15 protein-coding genes are annotated in these 18,956 nt (G+C 36.2%); 1 reads left to right on the top strand and 14 read right to left on the bottom strand.

All coding sequences use genetic code 11. The annotated features are described in order from the left end of the window. Positions 1–41 precede the first annotated feature (41 nt). The 7 genes from Q5Y73_RS00710 to pelA form a co-directional block, all read right to left on the bottom strand. A complete protein-coding gene (locus Q5Y73_RS00710) occupies positions 42–995 on the bottom strand; it encodes a sugar kinase (protein ID WP_305989932.1) in 954 nt (317 codons plus the stop codon). 58 nt (positions 996–1,053) lie between these two features. Continuing rightward, positions 1,054–1,812 (bottom strand): DeoR/GlpR family DNA-binding transcription regulator, encoded by a 759-nt coding sequence (locus Q5Y73_RS00705; protein ID WP_305989931.1) that lies wholly within the window; start codon positions 1,810–1,812, stop codon positions 1,054–1,056. Positions 1,813–1,906: 94 nt separating this feature from the next. After that, complete coding sequence (locus Q5Y73_RS00700; RefSeq protein WP_305989930.1) at positions 1,907–3,022, bottom strand: Gfo/Idh/MocA family protein; 1,116 nt, start codon at positions 3,020–3,022, stop codon at positions 1,907–1,909. Between the two features lie 5 nt (positions 3,023–3,027). Continuing rightward, entirely contained in the window at positions 3,028–4,155 is a 1,128-nt protein-coding gene (locus Q5Y73_RS00695) for a Gfo/Idh/MocA family protein (RefSeq protein ID WP_305989929.1), read from the bottom strand. A gap of 12 nt (positions 4,156–4,167) precedes the next feature. Next, the gene (gene kduD, locus Q5Y73_RS00690) at positions 4,168–4,923 is read right to left on the bottom strand and encodes a 2-dehydro-3-deoxy-D-gluconate 5-dehydrogenase KduD (protein WP_305989928.1); all 756 of its coding nucleotides are present in this window, start codon (positions 4,921–4,923) and stop codon (positions 4,168–4,170) included. 30 nt (positions 4,924–4,953) lie between these two features. Continuing rightward, on the bottom strand, positions 4,954–5,784 hold the full coding sequence (kduI, locus tag Q5Y73_RS00685; RefSeq protein ID WP_305990835.1) for a 5-dehydro-4-deoxy-D-glucuronate isomerase: 831 nt from the start codon (positions 5,782–5,784) through the stop codon (positions 4,954–4,956). Positions 5,785–5,952: 168 nt separating this feature from the next. Continuing rightward, complete coding sequence (gene pelA, locus Q5Y73_RS00680) at positions 5,953–9,552, bottom strand: pectate lyase (RefSeq protein WP_305989927.1); 3,600 nt, start codon at positions 9,550–9,552, stop codon at positions 5,953–5,955. A 326-nt stretch (positions 9,553–9,878) separates the two neighbouring features. Between pelA and Q5Y73_RS00675 the strand changes: the two genes are divergently transcribed. Further along, positions 9,879–10,868, top strand: coding sequence for a LacI family DNA-binding transcriptional regulator (locus tag Q5Y73_RS00675; protein ID WP_305989926.1), 990 nt, complete (start codon positions 9,879–9,881; stop codon positions 10,866–10,868). A gap of 10 nt (positions 10,869–10,878) precedes the next feature. Here Q5Y73_RS00675 and Q5Y73_RS00670 read toward each other — a convergent pair whose 3' ends face one another. From Q5Y73_RS00670 to Q5Y73_RS00640, 7 genes are all read right to left on the bottom strand, one after another. Then, positions 10,879–12,423 carry a glycoside hydrolase family 28 protein gene (locus tag Q5Y73_RS00670; RefSeq protein WP_305989925.1) on the bottom strand — a complete coding sequence of 515 codons (1,545 nt, stop codon included), beginning with the start codon at positions 12,421–12,423 and terminating at the stop codon, positions 10,879–10,881. 16 nt (positions 12,424–12,439) lie between these two features. Beyond that, entirely contained in the window at positions 12,440–12,766 is a 327-nt protein-coding gene (locus Q5Y73_RS00665) for a cupin domain-containing protein (RefSeq protein ID WP_305989924.1), read from the bottom strand. Beyond that, positions 12,732–13,994 (bottom strand): MFS transporter, encoded by a 1,263-nt coding sequence (locus tag Q5Y73_RS00660; RefSeq protein ID WP_305989923.1) that lies wholly within the window; start codon positions 13,992–13,994, stop codon positions 12,732–12,734. The genes Q5Y73_RS00665 and Q5Y73_RS00660 overlap by 35 nt, the downstream gene beginning before the upstream one ends. A 13-nt stretch (positions 13,995–14,007) precedes the next feature. Then, on the bottom strand, positions 14,008–15,117 hold the full coding sequence (locus tag Q5Y73_RS00655; protein WP_305989922.1) for a hypothetical protein: 1,110 nt from the start codon (positions 15,115–15,117) through the stop codon (positions 14,008–14,010). 13 nt (positions 15,118–15,130) lie between these two features. Then, entirely contained in the window at positions 15,131–16,006 is an 876-nt protein-coding gene (locus Q5Y73_RS00650; RefSeq protein WP_305989921.1) for a carbohydrate ABC transporter permease, read from the bottom strand. 39 nt (positions 16,007–16,045) lie between these two features. Then, entirely contained in the window at positions 16,046–17,020 is a 975-nt protein-coding gene (locus Q5Y73_RS00645; RefSeq protein WP_305989920.1) for an ABC transporter permease, read from the bottom strand. A 345-nt stretch (positions 17,021–17,365) separates the two neighbouring features. Next, positions 17,366–18,931 (bottom strand): extracellular solute-binding protein, encoded by a 1,566-nt coding sequence (locus Q5Y73_RS00640; RefSeq protein ID WP_305989919.1) that lies wholly within the window; start codon positions 18,929–18,931, stop codon positions 17,366–17,368. Positions 18,932–18,956 lie beyond the last annotated feature (25 nt).

Here is an 18,956-nt window from a genome sequence, read left to right as displayed (position 1 = left end):
ACGAATTTTGTTTCGGGTCCCACAAAATGTGGGTAAGTTTATTATCTTTCTACAAAATGTTGTTTTGATAATAACTGATCTATTATTTCAGCTTCAGGTAAAGGTTCCCAATCACCATGATCTTGAATGACAACAGATGCATTTAAATGAGCTCTTTCCACTGCTTTTTCTGGAGATAATCCTTTTAGTATTCCTGATAAAAACCCAGCACAAAAGGCATCCCCAGCACCGATGGTATCAACCACTTTATTGGCTAATTCATACGGTACTTCACTGGTGTCATCCTTAGAAACAACATAATTTATGCCTTTTCCACCTTTTACAATCGATGTAGCTTCTAAATTCTTTAGTCTATCTTGAATCATATTCCAATCGCTAGTCTCAAATAATAACTCTAACTCTTCTAACCCTGGAAGAAAATAATCTGCTATTTCCATAAGCGGAAGCAATGTTGAGCGAGCTTCTTCTAGGCTCCATAACTTTAATCTTAAATTAGGATCAAAACAGACTTTAACTCCATTTTGTTTCGCAATTTGAACTGCATGGAATACCGTTTCACGACAGGATGAACTAAGCGAAGGGGTAATTCCTGTAATATGTAAAACTTGTGCCTGTTTTATATATTGTTCATCTACATCAACTGGTTCCATCATACTGGCAGCAGATGATTTTCGATGATAAAAGACTTCAACTCTACCTGTTTTGATATGGCGCATCATAAAACCGGTTGGAGTTCCTTCAATCAATTTCACTTTAGAAACATCAATATTTTCACCTCTTAAGGTTTTCTTTATAGATACACCTAGAGGGTCATGACCTAACCTTGAAAACCATCCAACGGAGTGCCCTAATCTTGCTAAACCAATAGCAACATTACTTTCTGCTCCACCGAATGAACGAAAATACTGTGTTGCTGTTTCTAATGTTTTATCTGATGGAGGGGTAAACAGCCCCATGCTCTCGCCAAAGGTGATGACCTCTAACTGTTTATTCATTATAGATTCTCCTCCTTTTTTTCATATCATTACAGTTTGTTTGTTATAATGAGTTGCTTCATGTTGTTGTGGCAATTTCTAGTTTCTGATTAAATAATAATTCTTTATGTACTGAAGGTTGCACGCCTTCATCCGTAATGAATAAGTTTACTTCCTCCAAAGCAGCGAAAGTAAATAATGCCCCCTTATTAAACTTTCTATGATCAGCTATGCAAATCACTTCTTTAGAAGCCTTAAGCAAAGCTTTTTTTAGAGGAATCAAGCTTTTATTGAAAATGGATAATCCAAACTCTAGATGTATTCCTGATGTTGTTAAAAATAATTTATGAATGTTTAACTGTTCAATCCATTCTGTGTTATCATTATGGATCAACATATTACTTTGTTTATAACCGCCGGGTACAACCAATCGAATCTCATCACGAAGACACAGCTCTCGAATAATCATCAAGTCATTTGTTACAACAGTCAACGGAAATATCTCCAATTTTTTAGCGATTTCAAGCGAGGTACTGCCAGCATCGAGAGCAATAATATCATTTGGTCGAATGTGCTTCAATGCTGCTTCAGCAATTGCTTCTTTCTCACTCAACATGTTGTTTATAGACTGTTCTTCAGTCAAAATATTTATTTGTTTATGGATCGATATTGCCCCACCATGAATTCGCTTTAGTAGCTGTCTCTTTTCTAACTTTTCTAAATCCTCACGAATTGTTTTTTCTGTCACTTGAAACATCGTACTTATTTGAGAAACTTTTACTGAACCATTCGTTTGTATCAAATCTAATATTTTTTGTTGTCTTTCACCTGCAAGCATAAAAAAATATTAATCCCCCTAACTATCCCTACAAAAAAAACGAACATAAACAAACGTGTTTATATGTTTGATAATGTTCGTTGTGTTCATTTTATCATAAGCTTGAATTGTTTGATAGTATTTTATGTTTCATATATTCATGCCAAGGCTGTTTAGCTGAAATCACAACGCTTTCAGTCGCAATCGCTTGCTCAACCAACAAGCCTAAATAATGATCCTGTGCCGCTTCAGCTAAACTATAGAATTCTGATCCTCCAGAGATATAATCAGCCATCTTTATTAAGCAAGTGGCAATCGCAATTTCATCATCAAATAATCGTGCTGGCGCAAATGGATTTTTGTACACCCATTTTTCACCAGCTATAATACCATCTAGGAAATATCCCTCTAAATTCCCTTGCTCACCTTTGTTCACTCTCTTAAAATCTAAATGAAGGGGAGTTTTATAATCTTCAAGCACATTCAATTGATCATCAAATATCTCTCCGCGCTCCCCTCTTAATGAAATAGAATTAGAACGAATCCATGACCTGTGCTGATCCTTTGTAAAATCATAAATCCCTAATTTATCTCCGAACCTGATCCAAGCTATATCTCTTTTAGACATCTCGATTTTTTCTGTTTCAGGAGGACCTTTTCTATTGGGGCCAGATATCCAAGGAGATTGAAAACGCATCGCTTGTATTTTTGCTTTTTCACAACCAATTCCCAGCATTTTACGAATCATGCTTATTCCATGATAGGCATGAGATACAGAAACAGTCGCTTCGTTTACATTCCCTAATCTTCCTGACTCAATAACTTTTAAATAAGCTGCATGCATCGGTTGAAAAACATATTGTTCTGCAACTTGGATCTTTGCTCCTCGTTTCAATAACTCTGATATAGCTATTAAACCATTTAAATCAGGTGCAGGGGGTGTTTCTGCTAGTACAGGAATTTCACGGTGAGCCAAATCAAATAAATAGTCTAGACTAGCCTTTCTGTTCACACACAAAACTGTAAAATTTGGAGATTCATTTTGAAGTAATTCATCCATGGTCCGATAAGTAACAACGTTCCACTGATTTTCCATTTTCTTTCCTTTTATTTCATCTCTAACCACCATTCCCGATACAACAAATTGTTCAGGTAAGGCTTGAGCTATTCTCAAATAAAATTGTGCACGAAACCCTCCACCAATTAGACTAAACTTAATGGGTTCTACCATGACACTCACTCCTTCTGTTCAGAGCTTTTTATTTTTTTTATTAAGTATTCATAAAATAAATCCTCATCTATAGGAAGTTCAACCCAGTTATCAGTCCAAGTTGACAATAACATTGCATTTGCCATCATCAATCCTTTCATGCCCTCTTCTCCAGGAGAAAGTAATGGTGTTCTATTTCTAATAGAATCGATCCAGTCCACTATCACTTCTAAATGTCCATCCTTAGCTTCTCCCTGAATAGGGATCTCGCATTCCCAACATTCAGGTTTACTAAATCCTCCATCTTTATACCGTTCATTAAATTCATAGGTAGATTCTCTCAATCGCCAAAAGGATAGTTTATTGTTTTCAATCACGATTTTACCCTGTGTACCTGAAATCTCATAACGATTCGTCCCTGGTGCCTCTCCTGTACTAGTGATAAAAACACCTGTTGCCCCATTTTCGTATTCAACATATGCTGTAACATCATCTTCAACTTCAATATTGTGATATTTACCAAAATGACAAAAAGCACGAATCCTTTTAGGTATCATCCCCGTTGTCCATTGCCATAAGTCAAGTTGATGAGGACTTTGATTCATAAGAACGCCCCCACCATCTGTATTCCAACTGGATCTCCAAGACACAGCATCATAATAGCTTTGTGTTCGAAACCAATTCGAAACCGTCCAATTCGTTCGATAAATTTCCCCAAGTTCTCCTGACTGAATGATATCCCTTAATTTCATATACAACGGATTCGTTCGTTGATTGTACATAATACCAAAAACTTTGCCCGATTTTAAAGCAGTTTCATTCATCTCTCTAACTTGCTTCGTATAGACACCAGCAGGTTTTTCAATTAACACATGGTATCCAGCTTGAAATGCTTGTATTGCTGCAGCAGGATGATGATAATGAGGTGTTGCAACGATAATAGCATCTACTTTTCCGCTTGCAATCAGCTCATCTAGATTTTTGTATACATCTACATTATTGTTGAATGTTTCATTCACCCAATCTCTTTGTTCTTTACGAGAAGTTACTACTGCAGTTAAAGTTGCTCCATCCACTTTTCCTTCCTCAAAATATTTAACGTATCGAGTACCCATTAATCCTAAACCAATGATGCCTACACGAACCAATCGCATAACAAACCTCCTCTATCTATTCATCCAACCACCATCTACACAAAGAATATGACCATTCACATAGCCGGATGCTGAAGATGCAAGAAAAAGTGCTGCACCAACAAGGTCTTCTGGGGTTCCCCATCGACCTGCTGGAATTCGATCTAAAATTTGACGATTGCGATTTTCGTCATTTCGAAGTGCCTCCGTATTATCTGTACTCATATATCCTGGAGCAATCGCATTTACCTGTAATCCTTTGGATGCCCATTCATTTGAAAGGGCCTTGGTCAAACCGGCTACTGCATGTTTACTTGCAGTATAACCTGGAACCGTGATGCCTCCTTGGAAAGAAAGCATAGAAGCAATGTTGATGATTTTTCCATAACCTCTATCTATCATTTCTCTACCCAGGATTTGGCTTAATAAAAATATAGAGTTCGTATTTGCATTCATAACCGCTTCCCAATCTTCATATGCATGTTCTGCTGCCGGTGCTCTACGGATGATACCCGCATTGTTAATCAGAATATCCACTTGCCCAAATGCAGCTATCGCTTCCTTAGCTGCTAATTCTGTTTTCTCTTTATCCCCCAAATCAGCAACAACAATGGAAGCTTTTCTTCCTAAATCCTCAATCTCCTGCTTTACTACCTCAGCTGGTGTTCTATTAGTTAAAAGTACAACATCTGCCCCAGCTTGTGCCATACCAACCGCCATCGCCTTGCCTAAACCTCGACCTGCTCCTGTGACCATTGCAATTTTACCAGTTAAATCATATGTAACCATATAAATGAACACCTCGTTTCAATCTAATTATTACTTCAAATCTTCTATGTTCACCATATCCATGTCTTTAAACGTATAATTTTCACCTGCCATTGCCCAGATAAAAGAATAGTTGCTAGTGCCTGAGCCAGAATGAATAGACCAGCTTGGAGAGATAACTGCCTGTTCATTCTTCACGATGATATGACGAGTTTCATTAGGTTCCCCCATTAAATGGAGCACTCTAGCCTGTTCTTCTAGATCAAAATATAAATAAGCTTCCATTCTTCTATCATGTAGATGTGCAGGCATTGTATTCCATATGCTTCCTAATTTTAAAATGGTTAAACCAAGCATTAATTGACAGCTTTGCAATCCACCTTCATGGATATATTGATATATCGTTCGTTCATTACAAGCATCTTTAGAACCTAAATTCAAAGGGTTGGCATTCTCTATTGTTGCCTTTTGTATTGGAAGTTTTTCATGTGCAGGACATGAACAAAAGTATAATTTTGCTGGTTGATTCGGATCAATACTGCTCAATTTCACCTGTTCTTTCCCTTTACCAACGTAAAGAGCATCTAAACGTGAAAGTTCATAACTCTCACCATCTATCTCTAGTACAGCTAAACCACCAATATTAATAAATCCAATTTCACGTCTTTCAAGAAAAAACTCTGTTTTTAAAGTATCTTCTTCATCTAAAGTTAGTGTTTCATCAACAGGTTGAGCACCACCAACAATCATACGATCATAATGGCTGTATACCATATTAACTTGGTCACTCACAAATAAATCCTCAATTAAAAAACGTTCTCTTAACTTATTCGTATCAAATTGCTTCACATCCTCAGGATGACTAGCATGCCTTACTTCTATAGCCATAAATACTACCTCCTTATTTCATTTAAAAATGTGGAAAGCTCCTCCCCCCATAGGAGGAGCTTCATTTTCTAGCAATTCCAGACCATCTTCTAGGATCAAATGGGCCCCGAAAAAGTAATCGGAATTTGCCACGATGTTTCTCTTCACTTTTTTGGGTGTTTATTACATTCCATCCGTCACTTGCTTAATTTCATCTTCTTTTAATGTTCTTCCATTTACATCAATAGATTCTGATGCATCTACTCTTGCGTAAACTTTACCTACGTAATATCCAGTTGTTGTTGCTGTTTCCAATAAGGAATTGGCATAACCGCCTCCCCAAGAATACCCGTCTCTTCTTTCCTGCTCTATTTCTTGAATCGTTCTTTTGATCACTCCATCACGTCCAGAGAAAATGGGTTCCATCGTCTCAAGGTCATAAAATCTGTACCAAGTCACTGCATTAGGATCTTCTACAAAATACTCACCATTAGGATCGGCACTAATATATCGAATTCCTTCAAGTTTCACTTCATCAAACCATTCTAATGCACTTTTTACAGCATTTGTTACTTCATCACTTGGATTGTCGATAGCCATTAGAAACTTCACAATACCAACCGACTCTGAACCAGATATGGATGGATGTTCGTAAGTACGGGCACCTGTTGGCTCATATGTGAATGGATCATGTTGAGCACACCAAGCCGTTAATTTCCCATTTACTTCTATTTGTGCATTTAATATATAATCTATTGCTGAATCTAACGAAGCCTGTAATTGCATTTTAACCTCTTCATCTACAATTCCATTATCAAATGGATAGGCTTCATTCAGAATATCATCAAACAACTCCAATACATTCACCATCGCATCATCATTAAAGGTTACATCATTAGAATATTGAATAATTTCCCCTTCGTTTCCACGTTCTGGGTAAACCTGAGGAAACCCTCCTGTTTCATACTGCATGGTTAATAAGAAATCAATTCCTTTTTGTACACTTTCTTTATATTGATCTTCATTCGTTTCTCTATATACTTCAGATATGAATCGAATTTCTTTTACAGTAGCATCATTATCAATACTACCTAACTCCGTTTCACCATCTGGACCTAACTGTGTAGAACGCTTTTCTACACCGTCCCAAGGACGAATATATTTATCTTCCATGCTTTTTGTCCAACCGCCATGATCCATCTGCCACGTCATTAAATGATCTGCCTGTAATATTGCCGCATCTAGATCCCCAGTGAAAACTTGGCTTTCATCTTCGAAATAAGTGGCACCTTCACCTAATTGATCCAATGTATGAAGGACAAGTAGCGTGTTACCGAATATATCTTCTGTAACAGCTGCTTTATCAACAGCTAAATTATGATCTAATACATTGTAAAGACTGCTCCAACTTGCAGTAGAAGTACTAAGTTTAATATCCTGTACATCAAAGTTTTCAAAGGTTCCATTCAATGCAACTAATACTAATTCTTCTGAAATAGCTTCCGCCCTTGCAATATGCACAAATTCAGGTTCTTTCAGCTCAGATAATAATGTTCCTTTAATGACAATATCATCTACAACATGTCCTTTTGTACTGCTATTTGGCGAATAGCTTTCAAAGTAGTCGATTTGATTAGCTGATTTGTAAAATGGAGCATTTTCAATTTTCAGCTCACCATTGATCAATACATCTGCCGTTTGTGATCCGATATCTGCGATCACTTGTATATCGTACCAAACACCACTTTCAGCTGCGATTAAAGGCTCATGTGAATCATCTGAATGACGATATGAAATACTATTTACATCGTTTACCTTTTTCGTTTCTAATACAACAGCAACATCTCCATCCCCCTTCAACCTAACAACCTTCGTAGAGCTCGTGTAGGATGGCTGCATAAATTTCATATCCAAGGTAACCTTATGGCCTAAAGCTTCAAAACTTGTGCTCAAATCTACATTTGTAGAATCACTCGTATCATCTAAAAACACACTATAATTTATATCATCCGTTTCCACTACAGTGACAGTACCACCTGCTTCATCAACATCAAAACCTGCAGGAGCACTTCCTAAAACATCTGCATTGAAATTAGCATCGACTACAACAGTCTCTTCATAAGGGACAATCAATCGCTCAGCAACTCGCTCTATGATTTCCAACGCTTCTTGATAGGAAAGTGGTTTGTTCGCACCGAATCCTCCACCTGACTGAGGTACCAAAATTCCTTCAGAAATGAGAACACCGATAGAACCATCGCTTTGATCTGATTGAGAATTTTCATTTAGGTCAAGCAATTGATTAATGACCGCGGCCAGTTCTTTTCTCGTAATTGGTTCATCTGGTCTAATCTCACCATCTTGATCACTATCAATATATCCAGCAGCCTGTGCTGTTTCTAATACATAAGATGCCCATTCTTCAGTGGAAATCTCCCAAACTTGCTCCTTCACTTCAATTCCTTTATAAGTTTCTTCAGCGGAAAAACCAAATAAATTATTAATTAGAGCCATAAACTCTACCCTTGTAATATCCTGAGTTAGATCTCTTTCTCCTTGAAGTAAAACGTTATCTTCAACCAATTTTGTAATCATAGAATCATCCAATAATTCGGATAGTTCCACTTCTTCTGTTACAATTTCCGGTTCTTCTTCATCTATTAAATCCGAATCAATCACGCGTAAATGATCAATATTTGCACCGCCGTCTGGACCAGTTCCTGTCAAGCGAATGACATGCTGTCCTTCACCCAGTTCTACATTTACACCCACATATTTATAATTTGTATAATCACCTGTGGAAGGAAACTCAAGAACTGCTTCAACTACTTCTCCATTCACTTGAATTTCTGCTGGACGATTATCGTCTTTACCATGTGAATATCTGAAACCAAGATTATATTCATCTGCTGCAGCCACTTCAACTGTCCATTCTAAATATCCCCCAGGTTGATTTGGATTGAAGTCAACGAATCCCTCTCCAGTGTATCCAGGATGTTTGTTATCTACGATTGTGCCTGAACCTACTGCATACTCTGCCTCATAAATCCCTTCCTCTGATGGTGGATTTCCTCCGTCATCTCCTCCTCCATCATCTGATCCTGCTGGAAAACCTTGAATAACAATATCATCTACTTGATGACCCTTAGTACTACTATTAGGTGTAAAACTTTCAAAGAAATCAATTTGTTCTGCTGCTTTATAAAATGGAGCATTTTCGATTTTCAGCTCGCCGTTGATGTATACATCTGCTGATTGTTCGGCTATATCAGATACAATCTGAATATCATACCAAACACCGTCCTCCACTGAAATCAATGGCTCATATGTATCACCTGAATGGCGATAAGTGATGCTGTTTACATCATCCACCTTTTTTGTTTCAATGATGACAGCTGCTTGACCTTTCCCTTTTAATCTAGCTACCTTTGTTGAACTCGTATATGAAGGCTGCATAAACTTCATATCTACAGTTACCAAATTTCCCAATGCTTCAAAGTTTGTGCTTAATGCTACATTGGTTGAATCACTTGTATCATCTAAAAACACAATTCGATTAGAAGCTTCTGTTTCAACAACAGTAACTGTACCTCCTCCTTCTGAGACATCAAAACCTGATGGAGCGCCGCCAACTACATCTTCATTAAAATTAGCATCCACAACAACAATCTCTTCCGTACCATCTTCCGCGTTAACTAAACTAATGGGAGCTGCAAAAGATGTTAATACCGTAAATACTGCCATAAAATAAATTAAACCAATGGTGCAGATTTTTTTCATCATGATTCGTTGATTCCTCCTTAAATTCATATAAATAGTAGTTTTAGAAATTGATTATACTCATAGAATGATGATAACGCATACAATCATTTACTTAGAACTATGTTTAATATAGGGTTTAGCACACTCCAATACCATTTATCTTCACTAAAGATTATTCTACAATTCTATAATTTCAGGATTGGATCACAACGTTGTTATTTTAATTTCTTGCATTATTTTATATAATCATCTTTATAGCGGTTCTAAGCCCACTACTCGTTAAATCCGATAAAACGATCATCATGTTTTCATAAATAATTATTTGAAAGATATAAGGAGATTAAAACATGTCAGTTACGATAAAAGATGTTGCCAAAGAAGCAGGCGTCAGTTTTTCAACAGTATCAAAAGCATTGAGAAACAGTCCACTTGTTACAGAAAAAACCAAAAGAAAGATATTAAATGTTGCCAAAGAAATGGGATATCAACCTAACAACTTAGCAAGGAGTTTAGTATCTAAAAAAATGTGGACCATTGGCGTAGTTTGGCCATCAGTAGAAAGAGTGACACTATCTGCTTTAATTACCCAAATAAATACAAAATTAGAAGAGTACTCCTATACAACTTTACTGTCTATTAATAAGGTTGATTCTGCAATTGAAGCTTTTAATCGCATTCATGTGGATGCCATTCTTGTTTTTGATGATTTAGAAGGTACTTTTATACGCACTGCCCCAATTTCAAATATTCCCCTTCTATATTACGGTATATCAGATCATCAAATTTATCCTACCGTTGATGCTAACCGTGGCAAAGCCATATCACTTGCAGTAGACCACCTCGTTCACTTAGGGCATGAGCACATTACGTACATTGGAGATGTTTCAACAAAAGATCCGTTGCAGGAACAAAAAGTTGAAGCCTTTATCAAAACAATGAACAGTTTAGGAAAAACAGTGGAAGATCATATGTTAATTAGAACAAGCGATATGGATTTATACAGCGGTTATTCTTCTGCTAAAGAAGTTCTACAAAATGAGTCACGTCGGCCAACAGCTGTCATATGCGGAAGTTATGACATCACACGTGGACTCTTAAGAGCAGTGAACGAACTTCATTTAAAAATACCTAGTGATATTTCAATCATAAGTTATGACCATATACCACAAATGGCTGAACTTGATGTTCCTATCACGGCTGTAGGTGTCCCATTAGAAACCATTGCGGATCATATCACCAAGCAGCTATTACTGCTTTCAGAAAAAAAGGAAATTTCAAACGTTGTTTCCTTAGATCCTGAACTCATTATTCGGACTTCTACGGCTAACAATAGATAGACTATTCCATTTATAACTTTTCACCGCAATAAATAATTTCTTTACAAGTATCCGCATCATATTGAAGATAGTCTGCTTTATTTGCACGAAATGCATCCTTACCTTCAATATATATTTCTTTTACATGATTTAACGTAACAACTGGGGCCCGTTCATGTCTATGTTTCATAGCGAGGTAATTTAATTCTACCTGCGAACTTTGTTCAAGTAATAGCGCTTCTCCCTGTCTAGTTTCCACACGAACATGATCCAACACGATATCATGTATATGCTTTCCATAAATCCCCGCGCCTGCCATGACTTTTTTTTCTTTCACCATGTCAGGTTCCCCTCCAATCTCGTTGGGGTCCTTAGTCATCTCGATATGCACATGAGACAGTGTCACTTCCTCAACTGGCATTTCTGGCAAACCATAAATAAAACCAGCTGCAGCACGACAATTTTTTGCAGTTACGTTTTTCACTTGAATATGTTTAATTCGAGGTGTTTTTTCAGTAACCTCAATTGCATCTGGATTGTTCATGTTTGGATCTCTATCATCTACCCCATGTCTGTAAAAGGAATTTATCGCAAGTGGACAAAATACGTCCTCCATATAAATGTTGTTCACTAATATATTCTGTATATAACTGCCACGCGCACGATTCGTTTTAATACGGATACCACGATCTGTCCCTATGAAAACACAGTTTGAAACGGTCACATTACGAATTCCTCCAGAATTTTCACTTCCAAATACAACACCGCCATGTCCATGCAGCATTGTACAATTCGTAACGGTTATATTCTCTGTAGGTCTATCTACTCTTCTACCATCTTCATTAATCCCAGATTTTAAACAAAGGCAATCATCACCTACATCAAAATGACAATCGGAAACTCTTACGTTTGAGCATGAGTCTATGTCGAAGCCATCTCCATTAGGCGTGTTTGAAGGATTTTTAAAATTCACGCCATGAACATTTACATTATCGCAATATACCAAATGGGTATTCCAAAACGGAGAGTTTTGTAATGTTACACCTTCCAACGTCACTTGTTCACAATGCATCAATTGAAGCAGAGGAGGTCTGAAAAATTGAGACTCCCATTCCACAATGTTGTTATGCACGGAATCTGTTAAACTGCGATTTAATTGTGCAATTTCCTTTGTTCGTTCAGATACATAATGTTCTTTTTTACGCAGTTTTCGATTGACCTTCCACCAAGCTTCTCCTTGACCATCGATGATTCCACTGCCTTTTATGCTTACGTTAGTTAAACCATAACCGTAGATTAATGGATGAAAACCATAACATTCATAACCAGACCATCTTGTTTTTACAGGAGGATACTGATTGAAATCATCTTGAAATAGCAGCGTTGCTCCTGCTTCAAGAAATAATGTGATATGGCTACGAAGTGCAATCGGTCCTGTCAAAAAAGTACCTGCAGGGATATAAACCGTACCTCCTCCTTTTGAAGCGCAATCTTCAATGGCTGAAGCAATTGCTTCAGTATTATTCAAAGTATGATCCCCTTTTGCCCCATAATCTGTAATATTAAAAAATGACATCATTTCTGCCTCCATTTCAATTATTTTCTGGATGTAATAGATCCTCTCTTAGTGGATAAAAGGTATCTAGTAAAATACTTGGTTCAAGTGCAATGACTCCATGTAATGCATTTGATGGAATATGTAGTGTATCCCCCTGTTGCAGTACTTTTTTTTCACCATCGATTGTAAATTCCATTTTTCCTTTTAAACAATATGTGTATTGTTCATGTGGATGGCTGTGCTGAGCTCCTTCAGCTCCTTTATGAAAACGAACCTCCATCATCATCATATGTTTTCCCGGAGGGTGTATTTTTCTTGAAACCCCTTCATCCACTTCCTCCCACACGCCTGTTTTTATCATGAAAATCCACTCCTTTTTTTAGAAAATAGGGTCCCTCTACTAAACTGGGTATAATCAATTGAAACATCAACACGAAACAAAGTACCCAAGGAAGCGAAACCGAATTTAACTCCTGAGATAACATCATAAAAATGAAAACACCTAATGCTCTTCCCATATTGATAATTGTCTCTCGAATAACAATAGACTCCACTCTGAAATGCTGCTTTAAAGGTAATTCTCCGATCCATTGATAATAATGAGCCGCATATGAATTCGCTTGTAACGGTTTAAACACAGCATGAACGGACATAAATAATATCAACGTATAGATCGAAAGCTCCCAAACAACAAACATAGAAGCAAATGTAAAGCCTAAACCTGCAATCAATAAATACATTTTTGTGAATTCAATTTTAGCAATTCTAGTTATCGTATAACTTGAGAGAATCGATATTGCAAGAAAAACGGCATTTAAACTGCCTATATAACCTTCATCTTGAATAACATCAAACAATAATATAGAAGGAATATACATTAAAATTCCTTGAGGAAAACCTATAATAAACCAACCGAGTAATGTTTTTAAAAGTGTCGGGCGTTTTTTTAGCATCAACGGTAAATATTTCATGTAGTATTTTTTATGATGCAATTCACTTTTATCCATTTTAAAACTGCCCACCGCAGCCATTAAAAACAAAGAAAATGCAATCATAAAAACCAAAGAATATCCAGATAATGCATCAGATTGACTAATAATCGTACCCGCTGCTATGGGACCAACTAAAGTTGCGATATGTGTTAATATCAGGTTCCATCCTAAATAGCGATGTCGATTTTGATTGTTTGATACGTCAAACATTAAGGTAAAATAACCAAGCCAATAAAAAGCAGTTGAAATTCCCTTCAAAATCGCGAAAATATAAAAATAATCTACCATCTTCTCTTGTGTGATTAAGATGCATAAATAAAAAATGGCCGTTAGTAATATTCCATAACGATATACAACAAGTCGATCTTTTTGTTTGGCGAATCTACCCATTAACATCGTACCGATTGGCGCTGAAAGCAATGTGAAAAGATTAAATAAACCATTAATCAAAAGACTATTCGTCAAACGCCACAAGTATAAATTTATAAATATAAGAGATAATGAATTCGCAAATTGATATACAGCATGATTAGTTAACGTCCATACTGCCTGTTTAGAAAATTTCTTCTCACTTGAAATACTGAATTTTCTCAGCATGTATACCCTTCCTTCATGAAATATACGAATAAAATGAGAGTTGCTGGTTTAATCTTGCTGCATTTAATTGACACAATTGATAGAGTTGAAGTCTAATTAATGTAGCTTGTGTACTGGCATTCATATCTCCTTCAATCAAACCTTGACTTAAATGAACGGGCGGCGGCATTTTGGGATAATATTCACCCTGTTTGATTTGTGCTACATTTGGAGCTGATGGTGAATGTTCAAGCTCCCTAGAAAAAGCGCCATCTTTTCGTTTTAACCTTTTTATATTTTTAATTGAAATTTCAATGATTTCTTTCAATTCGTTATTTGGGATATTTAGTTTCATATAGGACAATAAATTAATCGGATTGCGGATATAACACATATCCACCGCATCCTCTGACCTTAAACAATGCAATATACTCTCATAAATTTTATCCGTTCTTGGCATCGGTATATTCAATTTGTTATAAAAGGTATGAAGTTTAAATGTTCCAGATATTTTCACATACAAACTACCTTCTCCCCATAAACCTGTACTAGGATCTTGGATTTGTTCTAGATATTGAATTGCTTTTGTAATATATGGCTCTCTATCTGTTTCAGGCATATCTAACATATAGAAGCAGGTATTGGCCAAAAGGTCACAACCTCTCCAGCTGTTGCTCATATCAATACTGTCCCATTTCTTCACATAAGCTTCTGGACTTTTAACATAACTAGGTGCTGCATTTGCCCTAAAGAGAAGCGGATACAAAGGGTTATTCCCTAATTTTCTTAAAGCGCCTACCGAATAACTTATTGCTCTATGAACCATGACCTCATCTTTTTTCATATCCTCATTTTCATCATAAAAATACCCTGTTTGTTGGTTCTGTTTGAATTGAAAAAAGTGAATCATTTTATTTTGCATTTGAACCGGCATTTCCTTTAATAAATCATTTCGAATTAATATATTAAGCGCTTGTGCGGTAGATTCAATATCTGGTTTAAACCTTTCATTTGAAACAGAACTTTTTGCATAATAAAATCCACCACTTTCAACATCGTGTTGTCCTGCAAGCCAAGTAAAAAAATCTTCAAATAAGAGATCAACCTCATTTAACAGCTCTGTTAACATTTGATTGTTATTCATCTATACATATCACCTAACCTTTAATTGACCCTACAAATGCTCCTTTAGCAAAATGCTTCTGTAAGAAAGGATAAACCAACAATACTGGAAGAGTAGCAATTACAATGACCGCCATTTTTACAGCCTGAGAAGGTGGTGCAGAATCTTCAAACCCTGAATCATCCACGTTTAATCCAGTTGCAAGAACAACGATCTGTCTAAGAATAACCTGTACAGGCCATTTATCTGAATCATTTAAATATAGGATAGCCGGCAAATACGTATTCCAATAAGTAACCGCATAAAATAATGAAATCGTAGCAAGCACAGGCATAGACAACGGAAGAACAATTCGAAAGAAAATACCGAAATCAGTACACCCATCAATCTTTGCAGATTCTTCAAGACCTTCAGGCAAATTCTGAAAGAAACTTTTTAAAATAATCATATTAAATGCATTAATCGTATATGGAATAATGAGCGCAAGATAAGAATCTATAAGTCCAAGTTCCTTTACTACTAAAAAGGTAGGAATCATCCCACCGCTGAATAACATTGTAAAAACCACAAAAAACATAATCACGTTTCTACCGTCTAAATCTCTCCTTGATAATCCATAAGCCATTAAACAACTGATAAACATACTAAACATAGTTCCAAAAAAAGTAATACCAATGGAATTAGCCAACCCTCTAAAAATCGTATCTGTAGAAAAAACAAATCGATAAGCATCCAAGCTCCAATCCGTTGGTATGAGTACAAAGGGTTTACGTGCAAGTTCTGCAGTTGTTGTAAAAGAACCCGCAATAATATGAATAAAAGGGAGAATTGTGATTAATCCAATGAAGCCTAATAAAGTATAGTTTGTGATATGAAATAACCTACTGCCTAGTTTTTTATCCTCTACCATATTAAATCCTCCTTATTTACGTTGTTCAAAAAGTCCACTTTAATATAAACCTTCATCACCAAATTTTTTAGCAAGTTTATTCGCTGCCATAACCATAATCAACCCTACAAAGGATTTAAAAAATCCAACAGCAGTACCATAACTGAATTGTCCATTTTTTAATGCAGCAGTATATACAAATGTGTCAAATATCTCTGCAATTTCTTTGTTGACTGGATTTAGAAGCAAATATACATGTTCAAATCCAAGCTCTAAAATATCTCCAATTTTTAAAATAAGTAACAGAATAATGACGTTGCGGATCGACGGTAAAGTGATGTGCCATATTTGTCTCAACCTGCTAGCCCCATCCATTCGAGCTGCCTCATATAATTGAGGATCTATTGAAGCGATTGCAGCTAAGTAGATAATTGTTCCCCAACCTGCTTCCCTCCATATGACTTGAAGCACATACATCGGTCTAAACCATTCTTGACTTAATAAAAAATTAATTTTTTCAAAACCCATCCATACGATCAAATCGTTAATTAGACCGCCATCCAGTGTTAACATTACAAAACTGATAGAAACAATGATAACCCAAGACATAAAATGGGGGATGTATACGAGAGTTTGAATCGTTCGTTTATAAAGAGAATGGCGTACTTCATTTAACATTAATGCTAATATTATCGGAATTGGAAAAAAGAATAATATATTCAATCCAAACAAAATCAATGTATTCGCAAAAATTTGCCAAAACTGCGGATCACTAAATAGAGTATTAAAATGCTCAAAACCAACCCATTCGCTTCCTGAAATCCCTTTATAAGGTTTATAATCTTGAAACGCAATCACCAAACCGTACATCGGTACATATTTAAAAGTAATAAAAAATAAGGCACCTGGTAAAATCATTAAATAAAGCAGCTTATTTCTCTTTATCCGTCTCCAACGTTCTGAACCTGTTTTTCTCTGCTTTAAGGGAGCTTTTTGTTTAAACTGGATATCACTATTTAAATGGATGTCACTCATTGCCCTCTTCCTTTCTGCATATTTATTCTCTATACAAATCAATTTACATTAGAAATAGAAATAACGTCTATAATCATCATCCCATAAACCTTGTTATATCAAGGGTTTAGAGTAATTATTCCATGGTGATCTAAGATAATGATTAGTTGCATTAACATTACCCTAGAAAATGAAGTCGATTCCTTTAAAGAAAACTCGCCGATTGAAAAGCCTTATAGGTGAAGACAGAGGGGTAGTTGCACTTATACTTTATTCAATTAAATTTTTTATAAATTCTTAAAATGCAAGTAAAAAAAACGAACCTCACTCATCAAAAGAGCAAGGTTCGTTTCTAGTAGATTAATATTAATTTAAAGCATTCCGAGCATCATTAATTTCTTGGATGATGTCATCTCCGCCATTCTGTTTCCATTCATTCACTATTTGTTCAAAACCAGCACGGTCAATTTCTCCTAAAATATAATTATACGTTGCATCATTAATTGAATCTTGAAGTCTAGCACCTTTTTCAGCGTACGTATCGGAATCTAAAGCTGCTGCTGGGTCAAATATTAGATAATCGTTATTGTCAATGATCATTTCTTCAGCTTTAATACGTGCAGGTAACTCATAATATCCATCTAACCTTCCACTTGTTGCTACTTCTCCAATCACACTGTCCTTAAATGCCTTAACCTCACGTTTAATTTGATCTTTTTTATCAGCATACGCAGAAGCTTTACCATCAATTACTTCATAGTGTTCACCTTCAATTCCCCAGTACATCAACGTTGACATCTCTGCTGACATCATTTGATCAAAGAACCCAAGAATTTCTTTCAGTTCCTCCTCAGATTTTACAGATGATTTCGGGAAAAGAACAAGGTTCCCATATCCAGGTGCAGACCAAGTACCGAACTTACCATCCGGACCTTCAATATAGTTTTGAACATCCATCACTGCATCTGGGAAGTTCTTCGTTGTTTCATTATTGATTGTACTTACATCAGACATCGTACCGATATACACACCTGCAGTACCATTATAGAAAAGGTTTCTTTGATCCGATTTACTTGTAACAGGGAAATCCTGATTCATGTAACCAGCTTCATGTACCTTCTTCATATAATCCATTGCTTCGATATATTCATCAAACATGAATTCAGGTAACAGTTGACCGTCTTTTTCTCCCCAGTTATTAGGTGCTCCATGCCAAGAGGCTACTGCTTTAAATGCTCCGTATACAAGATCATTTCGGTCAGTAAGTCCAAATGTATCGTCCAAACCATTTCCATCAGGATCATCTTCAGTAAAAGCTCTAAACATTTCATATAACTCATCAACATTCGTAGGTGAATCTATCCCCAGATTATCTGCCCAATCTTGACGATAAATAGCCCCAGCACGTGATAATGGTCTGCCTACATATAGAGAGTACAATTTCCCATCTACTTTTGTATTATTTAAAGTTGTTTCCTTCAATTTGCTCAAGTTATCAAACTCGCTTAAGTAAGGTCCTAGTTCCCAAAACTGTTCATCACGTATCGCTTCTTTAAATAATAAAAATGAATTTGCGTTTTTCAAATAAACAACCTGCGGGAAACTTTCTGTAGCTAAGGAAGTATTTAATTTTTCCTCATAGTTCTCATCAGGGAAAAATTGATATTCTAGTTCTGTATTTGTCATCTTTTCTATCTCATTTAATAGTAGATCTGGCGGAGTCTCTGGCTCTTTTAATGGAGCCATAATTGTAATGCTAACTGGATCTTTTACTTCTTCAGTTTCTGTATTACTTTCTGTTGTAGTGTTTTCTTCTGTACTTTCTTTTGGTGACGGATCAGCTTCTTGAGTACTACTTTGACACCCTGCGAATAAACCAACAGATAATGCTAATACGCTGATTGGAGTGAGAATTTTTTTCACTTTATTCATGTTTCGACCTCCATTTTTTTGATTT

It is taken from the genome of Chengkuizengella axinellae (assembly GCF_030730905.1).
GTDB lineage: Bacteria > Bacillota > Bacilli > Paenibacillales > KCTC-33759 > Chengkuizengella > Chengkuizengella axinellae.
This window is presented reverse-complemented; position numbering and strand designations above follow the sequence as displayed.

What these genes read in the sequence shown, in the direction of transcription:
- Q5Y73_RS00710 (WP_305989932.1), bottom strand. Translation starts at nt 995, where the DNA reads ATGAATAAACAGTTAGAGGTCATCACCTTTGGCGAGAGCATGGGGCTG.
- Q5Y73_RS00640 (WP_305989919.1), bottom strand. Translation starts at nt 18,931, where the DNA reads ATGAATAAAGTGAAAAAAATTCTCACTCCAATCAGCGTATTAGCATTA.
- Q5Y73_RS00645 (WP_305989920.1), bottom strand. Translation starts at nt 17,020, where the DNA reads ATGAGTGACATCCATTTAAATAGTGATATCCAGTTTAAACAAAAAGCT.
- Q5Y73_RS00650 (WP_305989921.1), bottom strand. Translation starts at nt 16,006, where the DNA reads ATGGTAGAGGATAAAAAACTAGGCAGTAGGTTATTTCATATCACAAAC.
- Q5Y73_RS00695 (WP_305989929.1), bottom strand. Translation starts at nt 4,155, where the DNA reads ATGCGATTGGTTCGTGTAGGCATCATTGGTTTAGGATTAATGGGTACT.
- Q5Y73_RS00670 (WP_305989925.1), bottom strand. Translation starts at nt 12,423, where the DNA reads ATGTCATTTTTTAATATTACAGATTATGGGGCAAAAGGGGATCATACT.
- pelA (WP_305989927.1), bottom strand. Translation starts at nt 9,552, where the DNA reads ATGATGAAAAAAATCTGCACCATTGGTTTAATTTATTTTATGGCAGTA.
- Q5Y73_RS00675 (WP_305989926.1), top strand. Translation starts at nt 9,879, where the DNA reads ATGTCAGTTACGATAAAAGATGTTGCCAAAGAAGCAGGCGTCAGTTTT.
- Q5Y73_RS00705 (WP_305989931.1), bottom strand. Translation starts at nt 1,812, where the DNA reads ATGCTTGCAGGTGAAAGACAACAAAAAATATTAGATTTGATACAAACG.
- kduD (WP_305989928.1), bottom strand. Translation starts at nt 4,923, where the DNA reads ATGGTTACATATGATTTAACTGGTAAAATTGCAATGGTCACAGGAGCA.
- Q5Y73_RS00700 (WP_305989930.1), bottom strand. Translation starts at nt 3,022, where the DNA reads ATGGTAGAACCCATTAAGTTTAGTCTAATTGGTGGAGGGTTTCGTGCA.
- Q5Y73_RS00655 (WP_305989922.1), bottom strand. Translation starts at nt 15,117, where the DNA reads ATGAATAACAATCAAATGTTAACAGAGCTGTTAAATGAGGTTGATCTC.
- Q5Y73_RS00660 (WP_305989923.1), bottom strand. Translation starts at nt 13,994, where the DNA reads ATGCTGAGAAAATTCAGTATTTCAAGTGAGAAGAAATTTTCTAAACAG.
- Q5Y73_RS00665 (WP_305989924.1), bottom strand. Translation starts at nt 12,766, where the DNA reads ATGATAAAAACAGGCGTGTGGGAGGAAGTGGATGAAGGGGTTTCAAGA.